This is a genomic window from Arthrobacter sp. Soil_C_60 (assembly GCF_057656375.1).
In genome coordinates this window covers 270,852-289,429 of the sequence record NZ_JBDGKM010000001.1, presented here as the reverse complement: position 1 = coordinate 289,429, position 18,578 = coordinate 270,852, and the positions used below count along the sequence as shown (strand labels likewise).

Below are 18,578 nucleotides of genomic sequence, written 5' to 3'. Positions count from 1 at the left end.
CGGGGCGCGATGAGGGAACGGCAGCCCCGGAACCGGGAGAAACCAGCGTGCCCGAGACGGACGATCCCCAGGTCCCTGCGACGCCGGAGGAGACCAGCGGGCCCGAACAGCCGGAGGAGCCGGACCAGCAAGCCGACCAGCCCGGCGCGGAAGGTCACGACGATCCGGCGAGCATCGACGTCGTTGTTAATAAAGACCGGCCGCTGGAACCGATGGATTACTACCCGGCTGACCTGCGCTCCCCCAACGTGACCACAGGTCCGGGCGGCGCCGGTGCCCAGTTGCGCGCGGCCGCCGCCACTGCCACCGAGGAAATGTTCGCCGCTGCCGCTGCGGAGGGCGTCGGCATGACCATCGTGAGCGGCTTCCGTTCCTACGACACGCAGGTCTCCACTTACCAGCACTGGGTCAATGTCAATGGCAAGGCCGGGGCCGACGAGGTCTCGGCGCGCCCGGGCTACTCGGAACACCAGACCGGCCTCGCCTTGGACATCGGTGACAGCAGCGGCGCCTGCAACCTCAGCGCCTGCTTCGCGGACACCGCCGCCGGCAGCTGGGCCGCGCAGAACGCCCACCGCTTCGGTTTTGTGGTCCGCTACCAGCCGGGACAGGAAGACGTTACGGGATATTCGCCCGAGCCATGGCACCTGCGTTTCATCGGCAAATCCGACGCGGCCGACATGTACAACAGCGGTGTGAAGGCGCTGGAAACCTACTACGGACTGCCCGCAGCACCCGATTATCTTTGAGCTGTTTCCCTAAAAGCCGCCAAGTATCCATTGCATTCAGTACGACAAGCGGTACATTGGGGCGCATGTTACAAGGATTCAAGGAATTCATCATGAAGGGCAATGTCATTGACCTTGCCGTCGCTGTGGTCATCGGCACCGCTTTTGCCGCTGTCGTCAACTCCCTCGTCGGAGATGTCCTCATGCCGCTGATCTCGATGCTGGTCGGAACCCCCGGCTTCAGCAACTTCCTGGTCTTCGGCGCGGTCAAGTTCGGCGCCTTCCTGACCGTAGTCATCAACTTCCTGCTCGTAGCCGCCGCCATTTACTTCGTCGTCGTTGTTCCCATGAACCACATGATTGAACGCCGCAACCGCCGCCTCGGCATCACTCCGGCAGAGGAAGAAGCCGATCCACAGGTCGTGCTACTGACCGAAATCCGCGATTCCCTGCGCGCCCGCCAGTAGGAATCTTCTTATCCGCCCACCGTCCGGCTCAACTGAGATAATCCCGCCGGGCGGATCCAGCGAAGCGTCCCCATCCTCTCGGGTGGGGACGCTCCGTTTGCGGTCTTAGCGGGGTTGTTGCCGATCCAGCCGGAGGCCTCAGTGGGCATGTGCCTTGTACGGATGTCCCGGTGTACCAACTGGTTCCGTCCCGGTGTACCCGTGGTCCTCGTCCATAGTGGTTTCATCGAAGGGATCGTCACCGGCCAGCACCCTGTCCACCTGCTCCGGGTCCATTTCCTGGGTCCATTTGCCGATCAGGACGGTGGCCACCGCGTTTCCGGTGAAGTTGGTCAAGGCTCGCGCCTCCGACATAAACCTGTCGATGCCCACAATCAGGCCTACGCCCTCCACCAAGTCCGGCCGGTGGGACTGCAGGCCGCCGGCCAAGGTTGCGAGCCCGGCGCCGGTGACACCCGCGGCCCCCTTCGAGGCAATGATCATAAAGACCAGCAGTGAGATCTGCTCCCCCAGCTGGAGGGGCGTACCCAACGCCTCGGCGACAAACAGGGCAGCCATGGTCAGGTAGATCGCCGTCCCGTCCAGGTTGAAGGAGTATCCGGTGGGGACGGTGACACCGACCACCGGTTTGGCCACGCCCAGATGTTCCATCTTCGCGATCAGCCGCGGCAGGGCAACCTCGGAGGACGAGGTGGACACGATCAGCAGGTACTCCCGTGCCAGGTACCGCATGAGTTTGAAGATATTGATTCCCGTCACCAGCTTCAGCAGGCCGCCGAGAATAACGACGATGAAGAGAGCGCAGGTGATGTAGAAGGCGATCATCAGGGTGCCCAGGCTGATGATCGCGTCCAGCCCTGTTTCACCGACGACGGCGGCAATGGCACCGAAGGCGCCGATCGGGGCGAGCCACATGATCATGACGAGGATACGGAAGACCAGAGTCTGCAGGTAGCCGATCCCCCGCAGGATCGGCACACCGCTGGGACCCATTTTCTGCAAGGCAAAGCCCACCAGCAGCGCGACGAACAGCGTCTGCAGGATGCTGCCGAAAGTAAGCGCGGAGAACAGCGTGGTTGGAATGATGCTCAGCAGAAACTCCACTGTCCCGCCGGTCTCTTCCTCGCCACCCGCTTCGAACTCGGTAGCGCCGATGTCCAGTCCGGCTCCCGGCTGGATGATGTTGCCCACGACCAGGCCGATTGCCAATGCGAAGGTGGACATCAGGATGAAGTAGCCCAGCGCCAGCCCACCGACCTTGCCCACCGTGGCCGCCTTGGCGATCGAACCCACGCCGAGCACGATCGTGCAGAAGATCACCGGCGCGATCATCATCTTGATCAGCCCGATGAAAGCGGTGCCCAGGGGTCTGAGCTGCTGGGCGAAGTCTGGCGCCAGGAAGCCGATGATGATGCCGAGCACCACCGCCACGATGACGGACACGTAGAGCAGATGGGTACGGTCCTTCTTTTTAGTGGTTCCGCCGCCTGCCGTTGCCGGTTCTTGCGACGGGCGTTCAGCCGGGGAAGACATGGCTTTCTCCTTTGTCACCGCGGGACCTGCTGATGTAATAACTGTCCCACCGGCCATGTTCCAGCACCATAGAAAAGGGCCAATTACAAGGGCCAAAAGCGTTATTTCCCGCGTAGCATTGGAGAAGACACTGGGAGCCCGCTCCGGTGACTCCCGGACTTCTTTCCGCACGGAGACACCCATGTACAACAACCCAGCCCCGATTCCCTCCCGGCGCCCGCGGCTCGGCAAGACCGCCGCAGGACTTCTCGGCATAGCCGCCCTGATCGCCTCGGCCGGCCCCGTCTCGGCCCACCCCGACCATCATGACCGTCCGGACAATCCGCCGGACAGCATCGAACTTCCTGACGCCTCCTCGGCCGAGGGCATCACCGCCGGAAGGGGCAGCTCCTTCTATGCGGGTGACCTCTTCGAGGGTGACATCTACCGCGGCAGCCTGCGCAGCGGAACGGCCAAGGAGATCATCGACACTCCAGAGGGCCGCAAGGCGGTCGGTATGGACTTCAGCAAACGGCATGGTCTGCTCGCCGTTGCCGGCGGCGATACCGGCCAGGCCTACTTCTACGACACGGACACGGGCGAAACCGTGGCCAAGTACCAGCTGGCCACGGCCGGGACAGCGTTCATCAATGACGTCACGCTGACCCGACGCGGTGCGTGGTTCACCAACTCGCTCCAGGGCGAGCTGTACTTCGTACCCATCGACCGCCACGACGGCGACCTTGGGAAAGCCAGAACACTGGATTTGAAGGGGCCGGCCAGCGAGACGCCCGGAGACTTCAACCTCAACGGCATTGCCGTAGCCGACGACGGCCGCACGCTGGTGGTCGCCCATTCGGCCAAGGCATCGCTCTTCACGGTGAACGCCCGGAGCGGGGAAAGTCAGCTCATCCGCAATCTGGACCTGCCCCATGTGGACGGCATCGTCATCGACGGCCGCAATGTGTGGGCCGTTCAGAACATGATCAACCAGGTGAGCCGGATCAAAGTCTCCGATGACCTGCGCCGCGGCGAAGTAAAGGAAGTCATCACCGACGAACTCTTCCAAACACCGACGACGGCGGCACTCATCGGGGATGATCTCGCCGTGGTCAACGCCAAGTTCGACACCGGCCTCCCGCCGACGGCCGACACTTACGAGGTGGTCATCGTCGATGCCTTCGGCGAAGAGTGATCCCCTGCTGCTCCGCCGCTAGTCCGCGGCGACCGGCTGCGGCAGTCCGAGATGCTGCTTGACCGCCGCCGCTAGCTGGTCTGCCGTGGATTGGGCGGTGGCCATGTCGGCTGCCTCGACCATCACACGGACCACGGGCTCGGTGCCCGAGGGGCGCAGCAGCACCCGGCCGGTTTCGCCCAACACCTCGCTGGCGGCGGCGATTGCGGCCTGCAGCTCGGCGTTGCTCTTCACCGCGGCCTTGTCCACGTCCTTGACGTTGATCAGCACCTGCGGCAGGTGGTTCATGGCCTTGGCCAGTTCCGAGAGCGGTTTCCCGGTCTTGGCGACCTGGGCCGCGACCTGCAGGCCGGTAAGGACGCCGTCGCCGGTGGTGGCGTAGTCGGAGAAGATCACGTGGCCGGACTGCTCGCCGCCCAGGGAGTAGCCGTGGGCGCGCATGCTTTCGAGCACATAGCGGTCCCCCACCGCGGTCTCTTCGATCCGGACGCCGGCTTCCTGCAGTGCCAGCTTCATGCCCAGGTTGCTCATCACGGTGGCAACGAGGACGTTGTCCTTGAGCCGGCCGTCGTCCTTCATGGCGAGGGCAAGGATGGTCATGATCTGGTCGCCGTCGATCACGGTGCCGTTCTCATCCACCGCCAGGCAACGGTCCGCGTCACCGTCGTGCGCGATGCCGAGGTTCGCGCCGTGGGCCACCACGGCCTTCTGCAGCTCCTCCAAATGGGTGGAGCCCACGCCGTCGTTAATGTTCAGGCCATCGGGCTCGGCACCAATGACAACGATCTCGGCACCGGCGTCGGAGAAGACCTGCGGGGAGCAGCCGCTGGCCGCACCGTGCGCGCAATCCAGAACAACTTTGAGGCCGTCCAGGCGGGCCGGGAGGGTCTGCAGCAGGTGGACGATGTAGCGGTCCTCGGCGTCGGCGAAACGCGAGATGCGCCCGACCTGGGCGCCCGTGGGCCGGTGGCGGGGGTTCTTCATCTCGGCCTCGATGGCGTCCTCGACCTCGTCCGGCAGCTTGTGGCCGCCGCGGGCGAAGAACTTGATGCCGTTATCAGGCGCCGGGTTGTGGGAGGCGGAGATCATCACGCCGAAGTCAGCGCCCAGGTCCGCGACCAGGTAGGCGGCCGCAGGTGTGGGCAGCACGCCGGCGTCGTACACGTCCACGCCGGCACTCGCGAGCCCTGCGGAGACGGCAGCGCTGATGAACTCGCCGCTGGCACGGGGATCCCGTGCGACGACGGCGGTGGGCCGCTTTCCGTCTTGAACCTGCCGGTGGCCAAGGACTACTGCAGCGGCCTGGGAAACTTCCATCGCCAGTTCTGCAGTGATCAGTCCGTTGGCCAATCCGCGGACACCGTCGGTACCAAATAATCTAGACACAGGAGACCATTTTACGGGAGGGAAACAGAGCAGCATGACATGTTGCTCCCAAAGCCCATGTTAACGCCAGAACCCCGCCCAGTGGATTGCACTGGGCGGGGTCCTGAAGCAGTCCGGGTAACGCCTGTAGCGCTGGTTCCGGAAAGCGCAGATTTAGCGCTTCGAGTACTGCGGTGCCTTACGGGCCTTCTTCAGACCAGCCTTTTTACGCTCGATGATACGGGCGTCGCGGGTCAGGAAGCCGGCCTTCTTCAGGGCCGGACGGTTGTTCTCGCGGTCGATCTCGTTCAGCGCGCGGGCGATGCCCAGGCGAAGCGCACCGGCCTGGCCGGAAGGGCCGCCGCCGTTGATGCGTGCGAAAACGTCGTAAGCGTCATCCAGCTCAAGCAGCTTGAACGGATCGTTGACTTCCTGCTGGTGCAGCTTGTTCGGGAAGTAGTTGGCCAGTTCGCGGCCGTTGATGGTCCACTTGCCGGAACCCGGAACGATGCGCACGCGGGCAACAGCTTCCTTGCGGCGGCCAACGGCGGAACCGGGGACGGTCAGGGCCGGGCGCTCCTTGGCAACGGCCTGCGTTGCTTCGGTGCCGCTTTCCGAGGTGTAGCTGGTGAGGTTCTCGCCAGCGGTGTTCAGCTCTTCAGTATTCTGAGCCACGATTCTCCTTGAATAAATTCTTTAGTGTGGTGGCCAGGACTACTGGGCGACCTGGGTGATTTCGAAGGTCTTCGGCTGCTGGGCAGCGTGCGGGTGCTCGGCACCTGCGTAGACCTTCAGCTTGCCCAGCTGCTGGGCAGCCAGGGAGTTCTTGGGCAGCATGCCGCGGATTGCCTTCTCGACTGCGCGAACCGGGTTCTTCTCCAGCAGTTCGGCGTAGTTGACGGAGGACAGGCCACCCGGGTAACCGGAGTGGCGGTAGGCACGCTTCTGTTCGAGCTTGGCGCCGGTCAGGGCAACCTTCTCAGCGTTGATGATGATGACGAAATCGCCCATGTCCATATGCGGAGCAAAGGTCGGCTTGTGCTTTCCGCGCAGCAGTGTTGCGGTCTGGCTGGCAAGACGACCCAGGACAACGTCGGTGGCGTCAATGACGTGCCACTGGCGGTTGATATCGCCGGGCTTCGGGGTGTACGTACGCACGGTTTTTGCCTTCGTTTGTTGTTCTCAGGGTAGCGGCGCATCCGTAACGGAGACGCACGCAAGTTCATCTATGCGCTACCGGAACTTCAGGTGAGGACTGAAATGTAACCAGTGGTCCAGAGAATCTCGGCTATTTCCATGGACCAGGTGACTCTGCAACTGAGCCGTCTCACGGACATAGACGTATCGAGGTTGGACACGCACAACGACTACCAAGGTTACCGTGTTTGAGTGGATCAGGTCAAAAGGACCTGCGTGTTGTTCCCTCGGGCTCCGGGCCAAGCAGCCGCGGGAACACAAACGCGTCCGCAGTCATGGCCGGATTAGGGCGGGAAACCAGCCCATTCCAGACGACTACTGCGGACGCATTGTGTACTGACTGCGTGGGTTTCTAGCGTTCGATGTCGCCGCGGATGAAGGCTTCGACCTTGTCGCGGGCGATGTCGTCGTTGTACTGCTCGGGCGGGGATTTCATGAAGTAGCTCGACGCCGACAGGATCGGGCCGCCCACCCCGCGGTCCAGGGCGATCTTCGCCGCGCGCACCGCGTCGATGATCACGCCGGCCGAGTTCGGCGAGTCCCAGACCTCCAGCTTGTATTCCAGCGATACCGGGGCGTCGCCGAAGTTGCGTCCCTCCAACCGGACGAACGCCCACTTGCGGTCATCGAGCCAGGCCACGTAGTCGGACGGGCCGATGTGCACATCGTCGGCGTGCAGCTTCGCTTCGACGTTGGAGGTCACGGCCTGGGTTTTGGAGATCTTCTTCGACTCCAGCCGGTCCCGCTCGAGCATGTTCTTGAAGTCCATGTTCCCGCCGACGTTCAGCTGATACGTCCTATCCAGGGTCACGCCGCGGTCTTCGAACAGCTTCGCCATCACCCGGTGCGTGATCGTGGCGCCGATCTGGCTCTTGATGTCATCGCCGACAATCGGGACACCGGCGGCGGTGAACTTATCCGCCCACTCCTTGGTGCCCGCAATGAACACCGGCAGGGCGTTGACGAAGGCCACGCCGGCGTCGATCGCGCACTGGGCGTAGAACTTCGCCGCGGCCTCGGAACCGACCGGCAGGTAGCAGACCATCACATCGGCCTTCGCCGCGCGCAACTCGGCCACGATGTCGACGGGCTCGTCCGGGGCCTCGACGATGGTTTCGCGGTAGTACTTGCCCAGGCCGTCCAGGGTGTGGCCGCGCTGCACCGTCACGCCCGTGGCCGGGACATCGGCGATCTTGATCGTGTTGTTCTCGCTGGCGCCGATGGCGTCCGCCAGGTCCAGTCCGACCTTCTTGCTGTCCACATCAAACGCGGCAACGAACTCGACGTCGTTCACGTGGTACTTGCCGAACTGCACATGCATCAGGCCGGGAATGGTCGAATCCGGGTCCGCGTCCCGGTAATACTGGACGCCCTGCACCAGCGAGGCCGCACAGTTACCAACGCCAACGATCGCGACCCTGATGGGGTTCTCTGCCACGGTTCTCCTTTGACAAACACTGCGACTGGGGCCGCGTCCGGTGGAAGCGGCCTGTCCATTCTAGCGGCACGAAAACAGTGCCCTACGCTGTGGATCCGTGGAGACCAGATGCAGGTGGTGCCTGTGGCAGTGGCTGCGATTGCCTGGCCCAGGAAACGCCAAGCCAGATCCAAGCACTTCCGTAGAGGACGGTCAACGGCAGGCCGAGGTAAACCTCGGGCACCCCGATAATGCCCAGGAAGGTGCTGACAAGAAGCCCAAGAGGAAGTGCGGCGATGAACAATGCCGCAGCCGGTTTCGGCATCCTCAGGTGACGGAGGCAGGCGATACCCAACGGGATCGCACCCAATGCGGCCAGCATGGCGCCGAGGAATCCAGCATCCTGCCCGGCCTTAACCACGGTTTCCGCTTGGCCGCCAAGGACGACTGCCAGCAGGGAACCGGCAATCATGACTATGTTTCCGGCGAGCACGATCCACCATCCAATCCGGAACGTCCAGCTCGCTGGACGTGGTGCCTGATACCAGAGTTGGACAAGCGCAAAGGTCAGCAGGAGCACGATGATGATGCCCACAGCGTTGTATCCGCGAAAGAACAACTCTCCTTCAGAAGGATGACCGCCGGCGTTGAAAATCGGTTGCCGAAGGGGCGTAAGCGCCCAAAGCGTTCCACCGATTACCGCGCATACAGCAGCAGCGGCAGAAATTCTTCCATGCGCCGACACCATCGGATTACCGGCGCCATGGCCCGTGTTTTCCGTCGTTTTCATCGCTTCATCTTCTTTGGCCGATAGTCGAAAAACGCTCCTAATCATCTGATAGTGCGCCTGCCCGACCACGACGTCCAGCGTTTTGGAGGAGCGGCTTCGATTACCCGAAGATGGTTGGCAAAAGCTCCATGGCTGCCGGCTACATCTCGGTCTGGCGGGCTTCGATCAACTTCTGCACCTGCGGGAAAAGCGGGTGCCCGGCTGTCAGGCCCGTGATCAGTTCCGCGGCCTCGGCCGGTTCGGAGTCGGCCAGAATCCGTAGCAGCTCCTTGGCTTCCGTGTCCGCCGGGTCGTCGAAGCGCAGCGCAGCCGCCATCGCCTCGAGCAGCGCCACGGGCACCACGCCGCGTTCGGCGAGTTCCGCGGCCGGACCGACGAAACGCTCGTGCCGGCTCAGCTTGCGCAGCGGCGCCCGGCCCACCCGGTTCACCGTGTCCGGAAGGTACGGATTGGTGAAGCGGGAGAGGATCTTCTGCACATAGGCCTCCTGCTCGGCCTCGACGAAATCATGCTTGGCCACCAGCAGTTGCTTGGTCTCGTCCAGCACCGCGCCCACCTTCGCCGCCACGGCTGGGTCCGCCATAGCGTCGGAAATCTTCTCGATTCCCGCCCCGTAGCCGAAGTAGGCGGCGGAGGCATGGCCGGTGTTGACGGTGAACAGCTTCCGCTCGATATACGGTCCCAGTTCGTCCACGAACGTCGCGCCCGGGATTTCCGGAGCGGCCGTGCCGAAGGGCTCACGCTCGATGACCCACTCGAAGAACGTCTCGACCGTCACGTCCAGGCCCTGCCCCTCGGCCTGGTTGGGCACAATCCGGTCCACCGCGGTGTTGGCGAACACCGCCACGGCGGACAACTCCCCCGCCGAGGCGTCCCAGACGGACTCGATCTCCCGGCGCAGAATATCCGTGGCGTTGATCGCGTTCTCGCAGGCCATGACCTGCAGCGGCGGCAGTTCCGGTCCGCGTCCCACCAGTCCGCGCGCAATGACCGGCGCCACGAATTTGAGGATGTGCGGACCGACAGCGGTGGTGACCACGTCCGCCGTCGTTATTTCCGCGACGACGTCCGTTTCCTGTTTGCCGGAGTTCAGCGCACGGAAGTTGTCCACGGTCTTGACCGAAGGGTTCTCCCCCACCTGGTGGACGTCGTAGGAGGACGCTGCGGAGAGCTGGTCGATCAGGGCGTCCGCCACGTCGGCGAACACCACTTCATATCCGGCTTCGTGGAGCAGCAGCCCCACGAAGCCGCGGCCGATATTGCCGGCTCCAAAGTGCACTGCCTTCACTATGCGTTCACCTTTCCGAAGAGTTCCATGACTTCCTCCACCGTGGTGGCCTGCTCGAGCTGTGCCACCTGCGCCTTGTTGGTGAAGATCTTGGCGATGGAGGCCAGGATCTGGAGGTGCTCGTTGTTGACGCCGGCGATGCCGACCACGAACTTGACCTGTTTGCCGTTCCAGTCGATGCCCTCGGGGTAGCGGACCAGCGATACCGCGGAGTGCATGATGTGGTCCTTGGCGGCGTTGGTGCCGTGCGGGATGGCCAGGAAGCTGCCCATGTAGGTGGAGACGGATTCCTCGCGCTCATGCATCGAGTGCACGTAGCTCATATCGACGGCGCCGCGGTCCAGCAGGAGTTGGCCTGCCTCGTCGATCGCCGAGTCGCGGTCCGTGGCGGTTCCGGTTAGAACAATGCTCTCCTCCAACAGGACTCCCCTGCCTACGGCCGGTTCCGCGGCATGTGCCCCCGAACCAACCTCGGCGGCGGGAGCTGCGGCTACAGCGGCAGGGTCGGATCCGGCCGCGGCAACGCCATCTGCGGTCAGTTCTTCGGCTGCAGCTTCGGCCGCGGGCACTCCACTGGTGCCTTCGGCGCTGTCCTTGACCAGTTCCACGATTTCGTCGTACCGCGGGCTGTTCATGAAGTTGTCCACGGAGACGTGCACTGCGCTCGAGGTGACCGGACGGGCACGCTCGGTCAGGTCCTGGTGGGTAACGACGACGTCGTACGTGTCGCTCAGGTTGGCGATGGCCGAGTTGGTAACCTTCACGTCCGGGAAGCCGGCCGCCTTGATCTTGTTGCGGAGCACCGACGCGCCCATTGCACTGGAGCCCATGCCGGCGTCGCAGGCGAACACAATGTTCCGGATGGGTCCGGCCAGGACAGCCGTACCGCCGGCCCCACCGAGGGCGGAAGCAACGGAGCTCTTCTTGCCCTTGAGCCCTTCCATCTTGGCGGTCGCCTCGCCGAGGCCGTCCACGTCCGTGGTCTTGCTGGCCTTGAGGATGACGGAGGCGATCAGGAAGGAAACAGCCGCCGCGAGCACTACGGACAGCGTCACGCCGAAGTAGCTGTCGCTCGCCGTGGCCGCGTAGACCGCGAGGATGCTGCCGGGAGCTGCGGGCGAACGCAGACCGGCACCGGTGAGCACAAGGGTGAAGATGCCCGTCATGCCGCCAGCGATCGCAGCGAGAATGATGATCGGCTTCATCAGGACGTACGGGAAGTAGATCTCGTGGATACCGCCGACAAACTGGATCAGCGCGGCGCCGGGTGCTGACGCGCGGGCCAGCCCCTTGCCGAAGACCATGTACGCGAGCAGGATGCCCACGCCCGGGCCGGGGTTGGCCTCAAGCAGGAAGAGGATGGACTTGCCTTCGGCGAGCGCCTGTTCGGTGGCGAGCGGGGTCAAGATGCCATGGTTGATGGCGTTGTTGAGGAACAGCACTTTGGCGGGCTCGATGAGGATGCTGGTCAGCGGCAGGAGGCCGTTATTGACCAGGAATTCGACGACGGCGGCAGCAGCGTTGCTGAAAACCGTCACCACCGGGCCTATCACCAGCATGCCGACAATGGCCATGATGGAGGCGAGAATGCCGGCGGAGAAGTTGTCGATCAGCATCTCGAAGCCGGGCTTGACCCGGCCTTCCCAGACCTTGTCCAGCTTCTTCATGATCCAGGCCGTCAGCGGCCCCATGATCATGGCGCCGATGAACATCGGAATATCGGTTCCCACGATGACACCCATGGTGGCTGCAGCACCCACCACGCCGCCGCGGACGCCATGGATCATGCGGCCGCCGGTGTAGCCGATGAGCAGCGGCAGCAGGAAGGAGATCATCGGCCCCACCAGTGCGGCCAGGGTCTCGTTGGGCAGGAACCCGTCGGGTATGAAGAGGGCCGTGATGATGCCCCAGGCGATGAAGGCCCCGATGTTGGGCATGATCATGCCGGAGAGGAAGGTGCCGAACTTTTGGACACCCACGCGCAAGCTTGTTTTGGGCTTCGCAGCGGTCTCTGTTGCCATGTGAATTCCTAACGTGAGTCCCGCAGCGATGCGGGATCAACCGATACCTGTCGAAGGAGTGAGCTCATGACGAGCTGCTCGATATTCTGTGGAGCCATTCGAGGAAGAGCCTCAATTCCGAGCCGGATAGTTGGTCCGAATGCGAGGCCTGGAGGGCCGCATTCAGGGCGATAGCTGCAACGACGACGGATGACTTGCCCGAGTCTTCCGCTGCAGCCGCTTTGGCCTGATCTGAGGAGATAGCGGAGATCATGGAGTCCCGGGTCATCGTGGACAGCTCCAAATTCCGTTCCTCGGCGGGCTCCGAAATGAGCATGAGGGTCACGCCCACGTTGGCAGCGAGGATGCTCCTTGCTGCCTCCCGGGGCGGCACATTGAGCTTCCCCGCGATCGCAGCCTTGTTGAGCATCTCCTCCATCAATGCTTCGGCATCGGCCACGAGGGCCGGCCGGCTCTCGGGGCGGATATTGCCGAACATCACCAGGTAGAGGTGCGGCTGGCTCAGGCCGAACTGGACGTGGTTGTCCCACATCCTCTTGATGTCCTCCAGGGAATCCCCTGTCGGCGCAAATTTTCGCTCCCGCGCCACGTACTCCTCGAAACCGCCGGCAACGACGGCGTCGAAAAGGCCTTCCTTGGTGCCGAAGTGGTGATAGAGCGTAGGCGCCGTAACGCCGGCCAGCTTGGTGATCTGGCGGGTAGAGACCGCCGAGCCCTGCGAACTCGCCAAAAGCTCGGCAGCCGCCCGAAGCAACCGGGTTTTAGCCGGCAGCGGGTCATCGACACTCATAGCCGCTACCCTAGCACCTATAGCACCGCTATATGAAGTGAATCACAACGATTTTTTGCCTCCAGTGGTTGGGTGTCACCCCGGCCGCATCATCGACACTGTCTGCCAGATGCCCATGCCAGTCAGCGACCCGCCTTCCGGCGACACCTCGTCGCCTCGTCGCCTCGACTTGAGCGGACGACGCCATCGCCGGACGCAAAGCCGCCGCCACGTCCGTGCACGACGAGCTCAGGGCCCGCGCAGACAAGCCAGCGGAGACGGTAAAGCCGTTCTGGAAGCCACGGCTCTGATGGCCAAGGACACCATGCTGCTGAAATCGGCCGCCAACATCAAGGTGGGCGCCTCGACGGAGCGCGCCATTGGGAAGCCGGTGCCGCCGTCGCCGAAATGCAGCACAATCTGGGCGGCTACAGGGCTGAGCGCATGACTCATGTCCTGGACGCCCACGCCCGGATCGTTGCCACTGCGCGGCATCCCGGCTCGAGGGATTCCGGTATAGGACACGCCCTTTATCCTGGTGGGCCGAAGAACTGGCGCCTGCCGACACGGCAACCTTGGACCCCGACGTCGTCCTCGCCCTGGTGACCTCGGGCGGAGGACCGCAGTCCCACACGGCCATCATTGCCCGTTCACTCGGGCTGCCCGCCGTGGTCGCCGCCCCCGGCGTGGAGCAGCTGACTGATGGTACGGAGGTCTTTGTGGATGGCGCGGCCGGAAACATCACCGTTGACCCGTCGGACGAGCAGCGCGCCGCCGCCAGGGCCTGGGCCGACACTGCGGCCACCCTTGCTGTCTTTGACGGCAACGGCACGACGGCGGACGGCCACCTGGTCCCGCTCCTCGCCAACGTGGGCGGAGCCAAGGACGAAGTAGCTGCCGCGGAGCTGGGAGCCCAGGGCGTGGGACTCTTCCCCACGGAATTCTGCTTCCTGGAACGCGACACCGAACCGAGCGTCGAGGAACAGGCCGCCGCTTACCAGGGTGTCTTCGACGCCTTCCCGGGCAAGAAGGTGGTGCTCCGAACGCTCGATGCCGGCGCAGACAAGCCCCTGCCCTACCTCACGGACGCCACGGAACCCAATCCCGCCCTCGGCGTCCGCGGCTACCGCACCGACTTCACCAACCCCGGCGTGCTCGAGCGTCAACTGGAAGCAATCGCCCTAGCCGCGGCCGCTTCCTCGGCAGACGTTTGGGTCATGGCCCCCATGATTTCGACGGCGGATGAGGCTGCACGGTTCGCCTCGCTGTGCACTAACGCCCGCATCCAGACGCCCGGGGTCAGTCATGATGGAAGTCCCGTCCGCGGCACTGACCGCAACCTCGGTGCTTAACCCCGTGGGCTTTGCATCCATCGGCACCAACGACCTGACCCAGTACGCTATGGCCGCAGACGGGCGGCTTGGCCCTCTGGCCCAGCTCAATTCCCCCTTGGCAGCCGGCTGTGCTGCGGCTCATTCAGCTGGCGGCGGCGGGGGCGGGGGCGGCGGAGGAAGGTAACGGCAAGCCCGCTGGTGTCTGCGGTGAGGCCGCCGCACAGCCGGCCCTCGCCGTCGTGCTTGTTGGTCTGGGCGTTTCGACGCTCTCCATGACCTCGCGGTCCCTGGCCGCCGTCGGGACCGTACTGAAGTCGGTCACGCTGGATCAGGCGCAGGAGCTTGTCCGCCTGGCACTCACCGCACCCGACTCACTCCACGCGAAGCCCTGGATCCGGACCAAACTGCCCATCCTCTAAGAACTCGGCCTCTAAAGTCCCTCACCTCAGGAGAAATTCAATGGACGATCACACCGCCACCATGCCAGCCGCCCGACTTCCACGCCGACTCAGTACCTGCTTTGGCGCCAAAAAGTGACGACATTTTGATAACGGTTTCATAACGGCTTTGAAATTGACTGGTGAAACCTTCTACTTACCCCTTACGATATTCTCGGTTGGGGGCAATCAAACAACTCCTTTCGAGACTTCCCTCTCGAAATAGTTGGGGGCAATTTATGCAAAACCTCCTGCCATTGGTATATCCACCCAATGGCCTTTATGGTCATCTGCTTTTCAGGAGTTGAATCTCATGCTCGGTCTCTACTTGAACGCCCGCAATTCCATTACCACCCGCCTTTCCCGAGAAGAAAAGGGAGCAACGGCCGTTGAATACGGAATCATGGTCGCCCTCATCGCTGTCGTCATCATTGTTGCAGTGACTGCCATGAGTGGTCAGTTGAGCACCTTGTTTTACGAAGCCAAGTGCGCGCTCGACGGCAAAGTGCTTGATACGGCGGCTACTACGGCCGGAACCTGCAAAGCCGCATAGCCGTCCATGTGTGGGTGGTTGGCGTCTTAGTACGCCGCCACCCACAGCCGGAAAGAACGGTGGGGAGGGAAAAGGTTGAGGAAATCATCCGAACGTGGAGCCGTGGCCGTAGAATTTGCCCTCCTGTTGCCGGTTCTCTTATTGGTTATTTTGGGAATAGTTGAATTTGGCCGTGCATGGAATACTCAACTGACCCTTACTCAATCCGCTCGCGAAGGAGTTCGAGTCATGGCACTGAGTGCAGATGCAGCAAAGGCTGAGGCTGCAACTCTCGATGCTGCGGGTTCGATACATCCTGCGCCGACGTCGATTGGCATTGACGCTTTTTCTCAGGATCCCAATGACGCTGCTTCGCCGCGGTCTTCGATCTGTCCGCCCGAATATCAAGCTGTCGTAAACATCGAATACGACCTAAAGTCCATCACGGGATTTCTTGCTCCCTTGAATTTAAGGGCCACAGGAGTCATGAGATGCGGGGGTTAGGGGAGCATCGTGATCATGAGCAGGGTGCTACAGCTGTCCTCATTGCTTTACTTCTCACCATCTTTCTAGGATTTGCAGCAATAGTTTGGGACCTCGGCCGGGTTTACTCCGAAAAGTCTCAGCTTCAAAACGGAGCAGATGCAGCCGCGATAGCCATAGCGCAGGTATGCGCCGATGACCATTCTGATCCTTTGTGTTCCAACAACTCTTCTTTGGCCACCGAATATGCAAGTGCCAATGCCACAGATGGCATTTCACACGTAACTACGCCCCTAGATCTCGATTCGACCGCCGGAACAGTAGAAGTGACTACAGGCGCTCAGGAGAATGGTGGCGACCCGAACACGCTTTCGTTAGGTTTGGCAGGAATACTCGGGATCGACGGACTTAATGTCCGTGCATCGTCTACCGCTGTATGGGGATCGCCTTCCAAAGCCAAAGTCCTTCTCCCTCTGGCCATCGCTGAATGCAAGTTCAATCTGGATCCAGCTAATGGTTATGGCTCCATCCAGCTCCTTGACTTGGATACCGGCGGTTGCGGCGAGATACCAGGGGGCTTCAGCTGGATCGAAAAGAGCGGCTTCACAACTGAATGCAGTATCACTCTTGCCGCTGGTGAAGCGGACGATTCAGGGGTTTGGTTTGATAGCAAGACGGGAGCAAGTATTCCCAGCGCATGCAGTTCTTCAGATCTAGAACTGTTGCGCGGCGAGAGGGCGCTATTGCCCATATTCGACAAAGCAACGGGCACAGGCAGCAACGGAATGTACTACATCAAGGGATTTGCAGCCTTTAAAGTCACCGGATACAAATTTCCTGCACAAACCTGGTGGTCGAATACTGACGGTCTCCATTGTAATAACAAGTGCATCAAAGGGTACTTCGAAGAGTACGTTTCTATTAGCGAGGCGGTCGAAGTCACCAATGAGCACAGTTATGGAGTGTCAGGTGTACGTCTCATCCTATAGAAAGATATCAACGTGAAGTCTCGTCCAATCGCTGGACTTGCAGCTGTCATTTTGGCACTGATAGGCGGTGTCCTGATCTTTGCATACGCAGGGAGGGCTGATGCTAGGGCGATGGCTAATATGACGCCAGAGGATGTTCTAGTTGTTGCAACAGCAGTTCCAGCTGGAACGGCCGCTGAGTCTCTCGGAGAGTTTGTCACGGAAAAGTCCCTCCCTCGTAATGCGGTGGCGTCGACCGCGCTACAAGACCTAGCTGGCACGGAAGGGAAAGTCGTCGCAGTCGACCTTGTACCTGGAGAGCAGTTATTGTCCGAGCGCTTAGTACTGCCCGAACATGTCCAGGCCGGCGGTTCTGTTGCCGTCCCAAAGGGATTGCAGGAGGTGTCGTTTCAACTTGAGCCGCAGCGAGTAGTTGGAGGAAGGATTAGGGCTGGAGACCATGTGGGTGTGTTCATTTCCATGGCTGAGGGCGCACTAGAGGACGATTTGACAAAACAAACAACCCAATTGGTCGTCCACAAAGCTTTGGTCACGAGCGTCCAGCGCGCGCCGGAACCTGTGGTCGAGGATCCAGAACAGGCCGCCCAGGCCCTGCCTCAAGGGTCGCTCCTGATGACTGTCGCTGTCGGCGACCTAGATGCACAAAAAATCGTCTTCGCGGCCGAATTTGCCACGATGTGGTTGAGCAAAGAGTCGGTGGATGCAAAGGAAAGCAAACCCGAAGTTGTGCAAAAGACAGAGGTCTACCGATGAGCCGCTTCATTCTCATTGGGGAGGACTCGGCCTTCGAGCAGAAACTGCTTTTGGCGCTCGCGGGCGGGCTTCCAGGCGAGGTTACAACAGTCGGACCCGAAATTCTAGCCATGCAGCCTCAGGCGATCTTATCGCTGGTGCTGGATAACAAACCGGAGGTACTGCTCCTCGGTCCGGGCCTACCTTCTGATGACGCCATGCGGCTCGCCACTGTACTTGACGTCCAGTTTCCCACGCTGAGCGTCGTGCTGGTGGCGGAATCCACCCCAGAGCTCATTCTCCAGGCAATGCGCGCAGGCGTCCGAGATGTAGTAAGCCCCCTGGCGGACATCCCGTCTATTCGAATCTTGCTGGAACGCGCGTGCCAAGTATTTGCGAGTCGCTTCCGAAGTGATCAGTCCGGGGCCATCGCCCCGCCCGAGCACGGAATGGTGATCGGCGTCTTTTCCCCTAAGGGCGGGGTGGGCAAAACGACAATCGCTACAAACGTGGCCGTTGGTCTGGGCAAAATCGCTCCAATGAACGTGGTCATTGTGGATCTGGACCTGCAATTTGGTGATGTCGCGTCAAATCTTTACCTAAGTCCTGAGCATACGATGACGGATGCCGTCTCAAACTCGGCCAGTCAGGATTCAATGGTCCTCAAAGCATTCCTGACTTTGCATACGGCAAACGTCTATGCAGTATGCTCTCCCCCAGATCCGGTGGCCGCGGATCTCATCACCGCGGATCAAGTGACCCATTTGCTGCAGCAACTGACGTCACAGTTCAAATATGTAGTCGTGGATACTGGCCCCGGATTGACTGAACACAGCCTTGCTGCCTTGGAACAATGTACTGACGCAATCTGGGTCTCCGGCATGGACGTTTCCAGCGTCAGAAGCTTGCGCACCGGTATGGACGTCCTCCGACGGTTGGATCTCATCCCGGAAACGCGGCATGTTGTACTCAATTTCGCCGACACGAAGTCGGGTTTAAGTGTTCAGGACATTGAAGCGAGTTTGGGAGCACCGATCGATATTGCACTCCCTCGGTCAAAAGCGCTCTCCTACGCGACGAATAGAGGAGTTCCAGTGCTCCAAGAGGACGTTCGAGACCCTGCTACAAAGGGCTTAAGGGCACTCGTAGATCGATTTGATCCCGAACTACGGGGCAAGCGACGTAAGCTTCATCGAAGGGCAGTTGTCCAGTGAAACTTTCCGAACGTCTGAACGCCCGTTCGCTGCCACAGGCACCAGAATTACCGACTGCGCATCTTCCAGCCGCTTTGGCCGAAGAAACAACACTTGCGCAGCCCCTCC

Annotated in this window: 17 protein-coding genes and 1 pseudogene; 9 read left to right on the top strand and 9 right to left on the bottom strand. The window is 61.6% G+C overall.

The window, feature by feature from the left end:
- The first annotated feature begins 47 nt into the window (after positions 1–47).
- A complete protein-coding gene (locus tag AC3A4M_RS01470) occupies positions 48–749 on the top strand; it encodes a M15 family metallopeptidase (RefSeq protein WP_498733402.1) in 702 nt (233 codons plus the stop codon).
- Positions 750–814: 65 nt separating this feature from the next.
- The gene (gene mscL, locus AC3A4M_RS01465) at positions 815–1,195 is read left to right on the top strand and encodes a large conductance mechanosensitive channel protein MscL (protein WP_498733400.1); all 381 of its coding nucleotides are present in this window, start codon (positions 815–817) and stop codon (positions 1,193–1,195) included.
- A 138-nt stretch (positions 1,196–1,333) separates the two neighbouring features.
- Here the strand turns inward: mscL and AC3A4M_RS01460 are convergent, their stop codons facing one another.
- On the bottom strand, positions 1,334–2,728 hold the full coding sequence (locus tag AC3A4M_RS01460) for a cation:dicarboxylate symporter family transporter (protein WP_498733398.1): 1,395 nt from the start codon (positions 2,726–2,728) through the stop codon (positions 1,334–1,336).
- A 181-nt stretch (positions 2,729–2,909) separates the two neighbouring features.
- Here AC3A4M_RS01460 and AC3A4M_RS01455 point away from each other — a divergent pair, with 181 nt between their 5' ends.
- Complete coding sequence (locus AC3A4M_RS01455) at positions 2,910–3,902, top strand: SMP-30/gluconolactonase/LRE family protein (RefSeq protein ID WP_498733396.1); 993 nt, start codon at positions 2,910–2,912, stop codon at positions 3,900–3,902.
- Positions 3,903–3,920: 18 nt separating this feature from the next.
- Here AC3A4M_RS01455 and glmM read toward each other — a convergent pair whose 3' ends face one another.
- The 8 genes from glmM to AC3A4M_RS01415 all read right to left on the bottom strand — a co-directional run bounded on the left by glmM (position 3,921) and on the right by AC3A4M_RS01415 (position 12,770).
- Complete coding sequence (gene glmM, locus AC3A4M_RS01450; protein WP_498733394.1) at positions 3,921–5,288, bottom strand: phosphoglucosamine mutase; 1,368 nt, start codon at positions 5,286–5,288, stop codon at positions 3,921–3,923.
- A gap of 153 nt (positions 5,289–5,441) precedes the next feature.
- A complete protein-coding gene (rpsI, locus tag AC3A4M_RS01445; protein WP_498731132.1) occupies positions 5,442–5,942 on the bottom strand; it encodes a 30S ribosomal protein S9 in 501 nt (166 codons plus the stop codon).
- 39 nt (positions 5,943–5,981) lie between these two features.
- Positions 5,982–6,425, bottom strand: a complete 444-nt coding sequence (rplM, locus tag AC3A4M_RS01440; protein ID WP_074701333.1) for a 50S ribosomal protein L13 — start codon at positions 6,423–6,425, stop codon at positions 5,982–5,984.
- A 391-nt stretch (positions 6,426–6,816) separates the two neighbouring features.
- On the bottom strand, positions 6,817–7,902 hold the full coding sequence (locus AC3A4M_RS01435; RefSeq protein ID WP_498733391.1) for an inositol-3-phosphate synthase: 1,086 nt from the start codon (positions 7,900–7,902) through the stop codon (positions 6,817–6,819).
- 82 nt (positions 7,903–7,984) lie between these two features.
- A complete protein-coding gene (locus AC3A4M_RS01430; protein WP_498733389.1) occupies positions 7,985–8,740 on the bottom strand; it encodes a hypothetical protein in 756 nt (251 codons plus the stop codon).
- A gap of 70 nt (positions 8,741–8,810) precedes the next feature.
- Complete coding sequence (locus AC3A4M_RS01425) at positions 8,811–9,959, bottom strand: mannitol-1-phosphate 5-dehydrogenase (protein ID WP_498733387.1); 1,149 nt, start codon at positions 9,957–9,959, stop codon at positions 8,811–8,813.
- Complete coding sequence (locus tag AC3A4M_RS01420) at positions 9,959–11,980, bottom strand: PTS mannitol transporter subunit IICBA (RefSeq protein ID WP_498733385.1); 2,022 nt, start codon at positions 11,978–11,980, stop codon at positions 9,959–9,961. Before AC3A4M_RS01420 ends, AC3A4M_RS01425 begins: the two co-directional genes overlap by 1 nt.
- 64 nt (positions 11,981–12,044) lie before the next feature.
- Complete coding sequence (locus AC3A4M_RS01415; protein ID WP_498733383.1) at positions 12,045–12,770, bottom strand: TetR/AcrR family transcriptional regulator; 726 nt, start codon at positions 12,768–12,770, stop codon at positions 12,045–12,047.
- Between the two features lie 109 nt (positions 12,771–12,879).
- Between AC3A4M_RS01415 and AC3A4M_RS01410 the strand changes: the two are divergent.
- The 6 genes and pseudogenes from AC3A4M_RS01410 to AC3A4M_RS01385 all read left to right on the top strand — a co-directional run bounded on the left by AC3A4M_RS01410 (position 12,880) and on the right by AC3A4M_RS01385 (position 18,470).
- Positions 12,880–14,502 (top strand): annotated as a pseudogene (locus AC3A4M_RS01410) (putative PEP-binding protein).
- Positions 14,503–14,833: 331 nt separating this feature from the next.
- Positions 14,834–15,073 carry a Flp family type IVb pilin gene (locus tag AC3A4M_RS01405; protein ID WP_498733381.1) on the top strand — a complete coding sequence of 80 codons (240 nt, stop codon included), beginning with the start codon at positions 14,834–14,836 and terminating at the stop codon, positions 15,071–15,073.
- 102 nt (positions 15,074–15,175) lie between these two features.
- Positions 15,176–15,556, top strand: coding sequence for a TadE family protein (locus AC3A4M_RS01400; protein ID WP_498733379.1), 381 nt, complete (start codon positions 15,176–15,178; stop codon positions 15,554–15,556).
- On the top strand, positions 15,544–16,524 hold the full coding sequence (locus AC3A4M_RS01395; protein WP_498733377.1) for a TadE/TadG family type IV pilus assembly protein: 981 nt from the start codon (positions 15,544–15,546) through the stop codon (positions 16,522–16,524). The genes AC3A4M_RS01400 and AC3A4M_RS01395 overlap by 13 nt, the downstream gene beginning before the upstream one ends.
- Before the next feature lie 12 nt (positions 16,525–16,536).
- Positions 16,537–17,277 carry a Flp pilus assembly protein CpaB gene (gene cpaB, locus AC3A4M_RS01390; protein WP_498733375.1) on the top strand — a complete coding sequence of 247 codons (741 nt, stop codon included), beginning with the start codon at positions 16,537–16,539 and terminating at the stop codon, positions 17,275–17,277.
- Positions 17,274–18,470 (top strand): CpaE/TadZ family protein, encoded by a 1,197-nt coding sequence (locus AC3A4M_RS01385; protein ID WP_498733373.1) that lies wholly within the window; start codon positions 17,274–17,276, stop codon positions 18,468–18,470. Before cpaB ends, AC3A4M_RS01385 begins: the two co-directional genes overlap by 4 nt.
- Positions 18,471–18,578: the final 108 nt, after the last annotated feature.

Coding starts and splice junctions, on each gene's coding strand:
- mscL (WP_498733400.1), top strand. CDS start 815: ATGTTACAAGGATTCAAGGAATTCATCATGAAGGGCAATGTCATTGAC.
- AC3A4M_RS01460 (WP_498733398.1), bottom strand. CDS start 2,728: ATGTCTTCCCCGGCTGAACGCCCGTCGCAAGAACCGGCAACGGCAGGC.
- AC3A4M_RS01455 (WP_498733396.1), top strand. CDS start 2,910: ATGTACAACAACCCAGCCCCGATTCCCTCCCGGCGCCCGCGGCTCGGC.
- AC3A4M_RS01420 (WP_498733385.1), bottom strand. CDS start 11,980: ATGGCAACAGAGACCGCTGCGAAGCCCAAAACAAGCTTGCGCGTGGGT.
- AC3A4M_RS01415 (WP_498733383.1), bottom strand. CDS start 12,770: ATGAGTGTCGATGACCCGCTGCCGGCTAAAACCCGGTTGCTTCGGGCG.
- AC3A4M_RS01405 (WP_498733381.1), top strand. CDS start 14,834: ATGCTCGGTCTCTACTTGAACGCCCGCAATTCCATTACCACCCGCCTT.
- AC3A4M_RS01395 (WP_498733377.1), top strand. CDS start 15,544: ATGCGGGGGTTAGGGGAGCATCGTGATCATGAGCAGGGTGCTACAGCT.
- AC3A4M_RS01385 (WP_498733373.1), top strand. CDS start 17,274: ATGAGCCGCTTCATTCTCATTGGGGAGGACTCGGCCTTCGAGCAGAAA.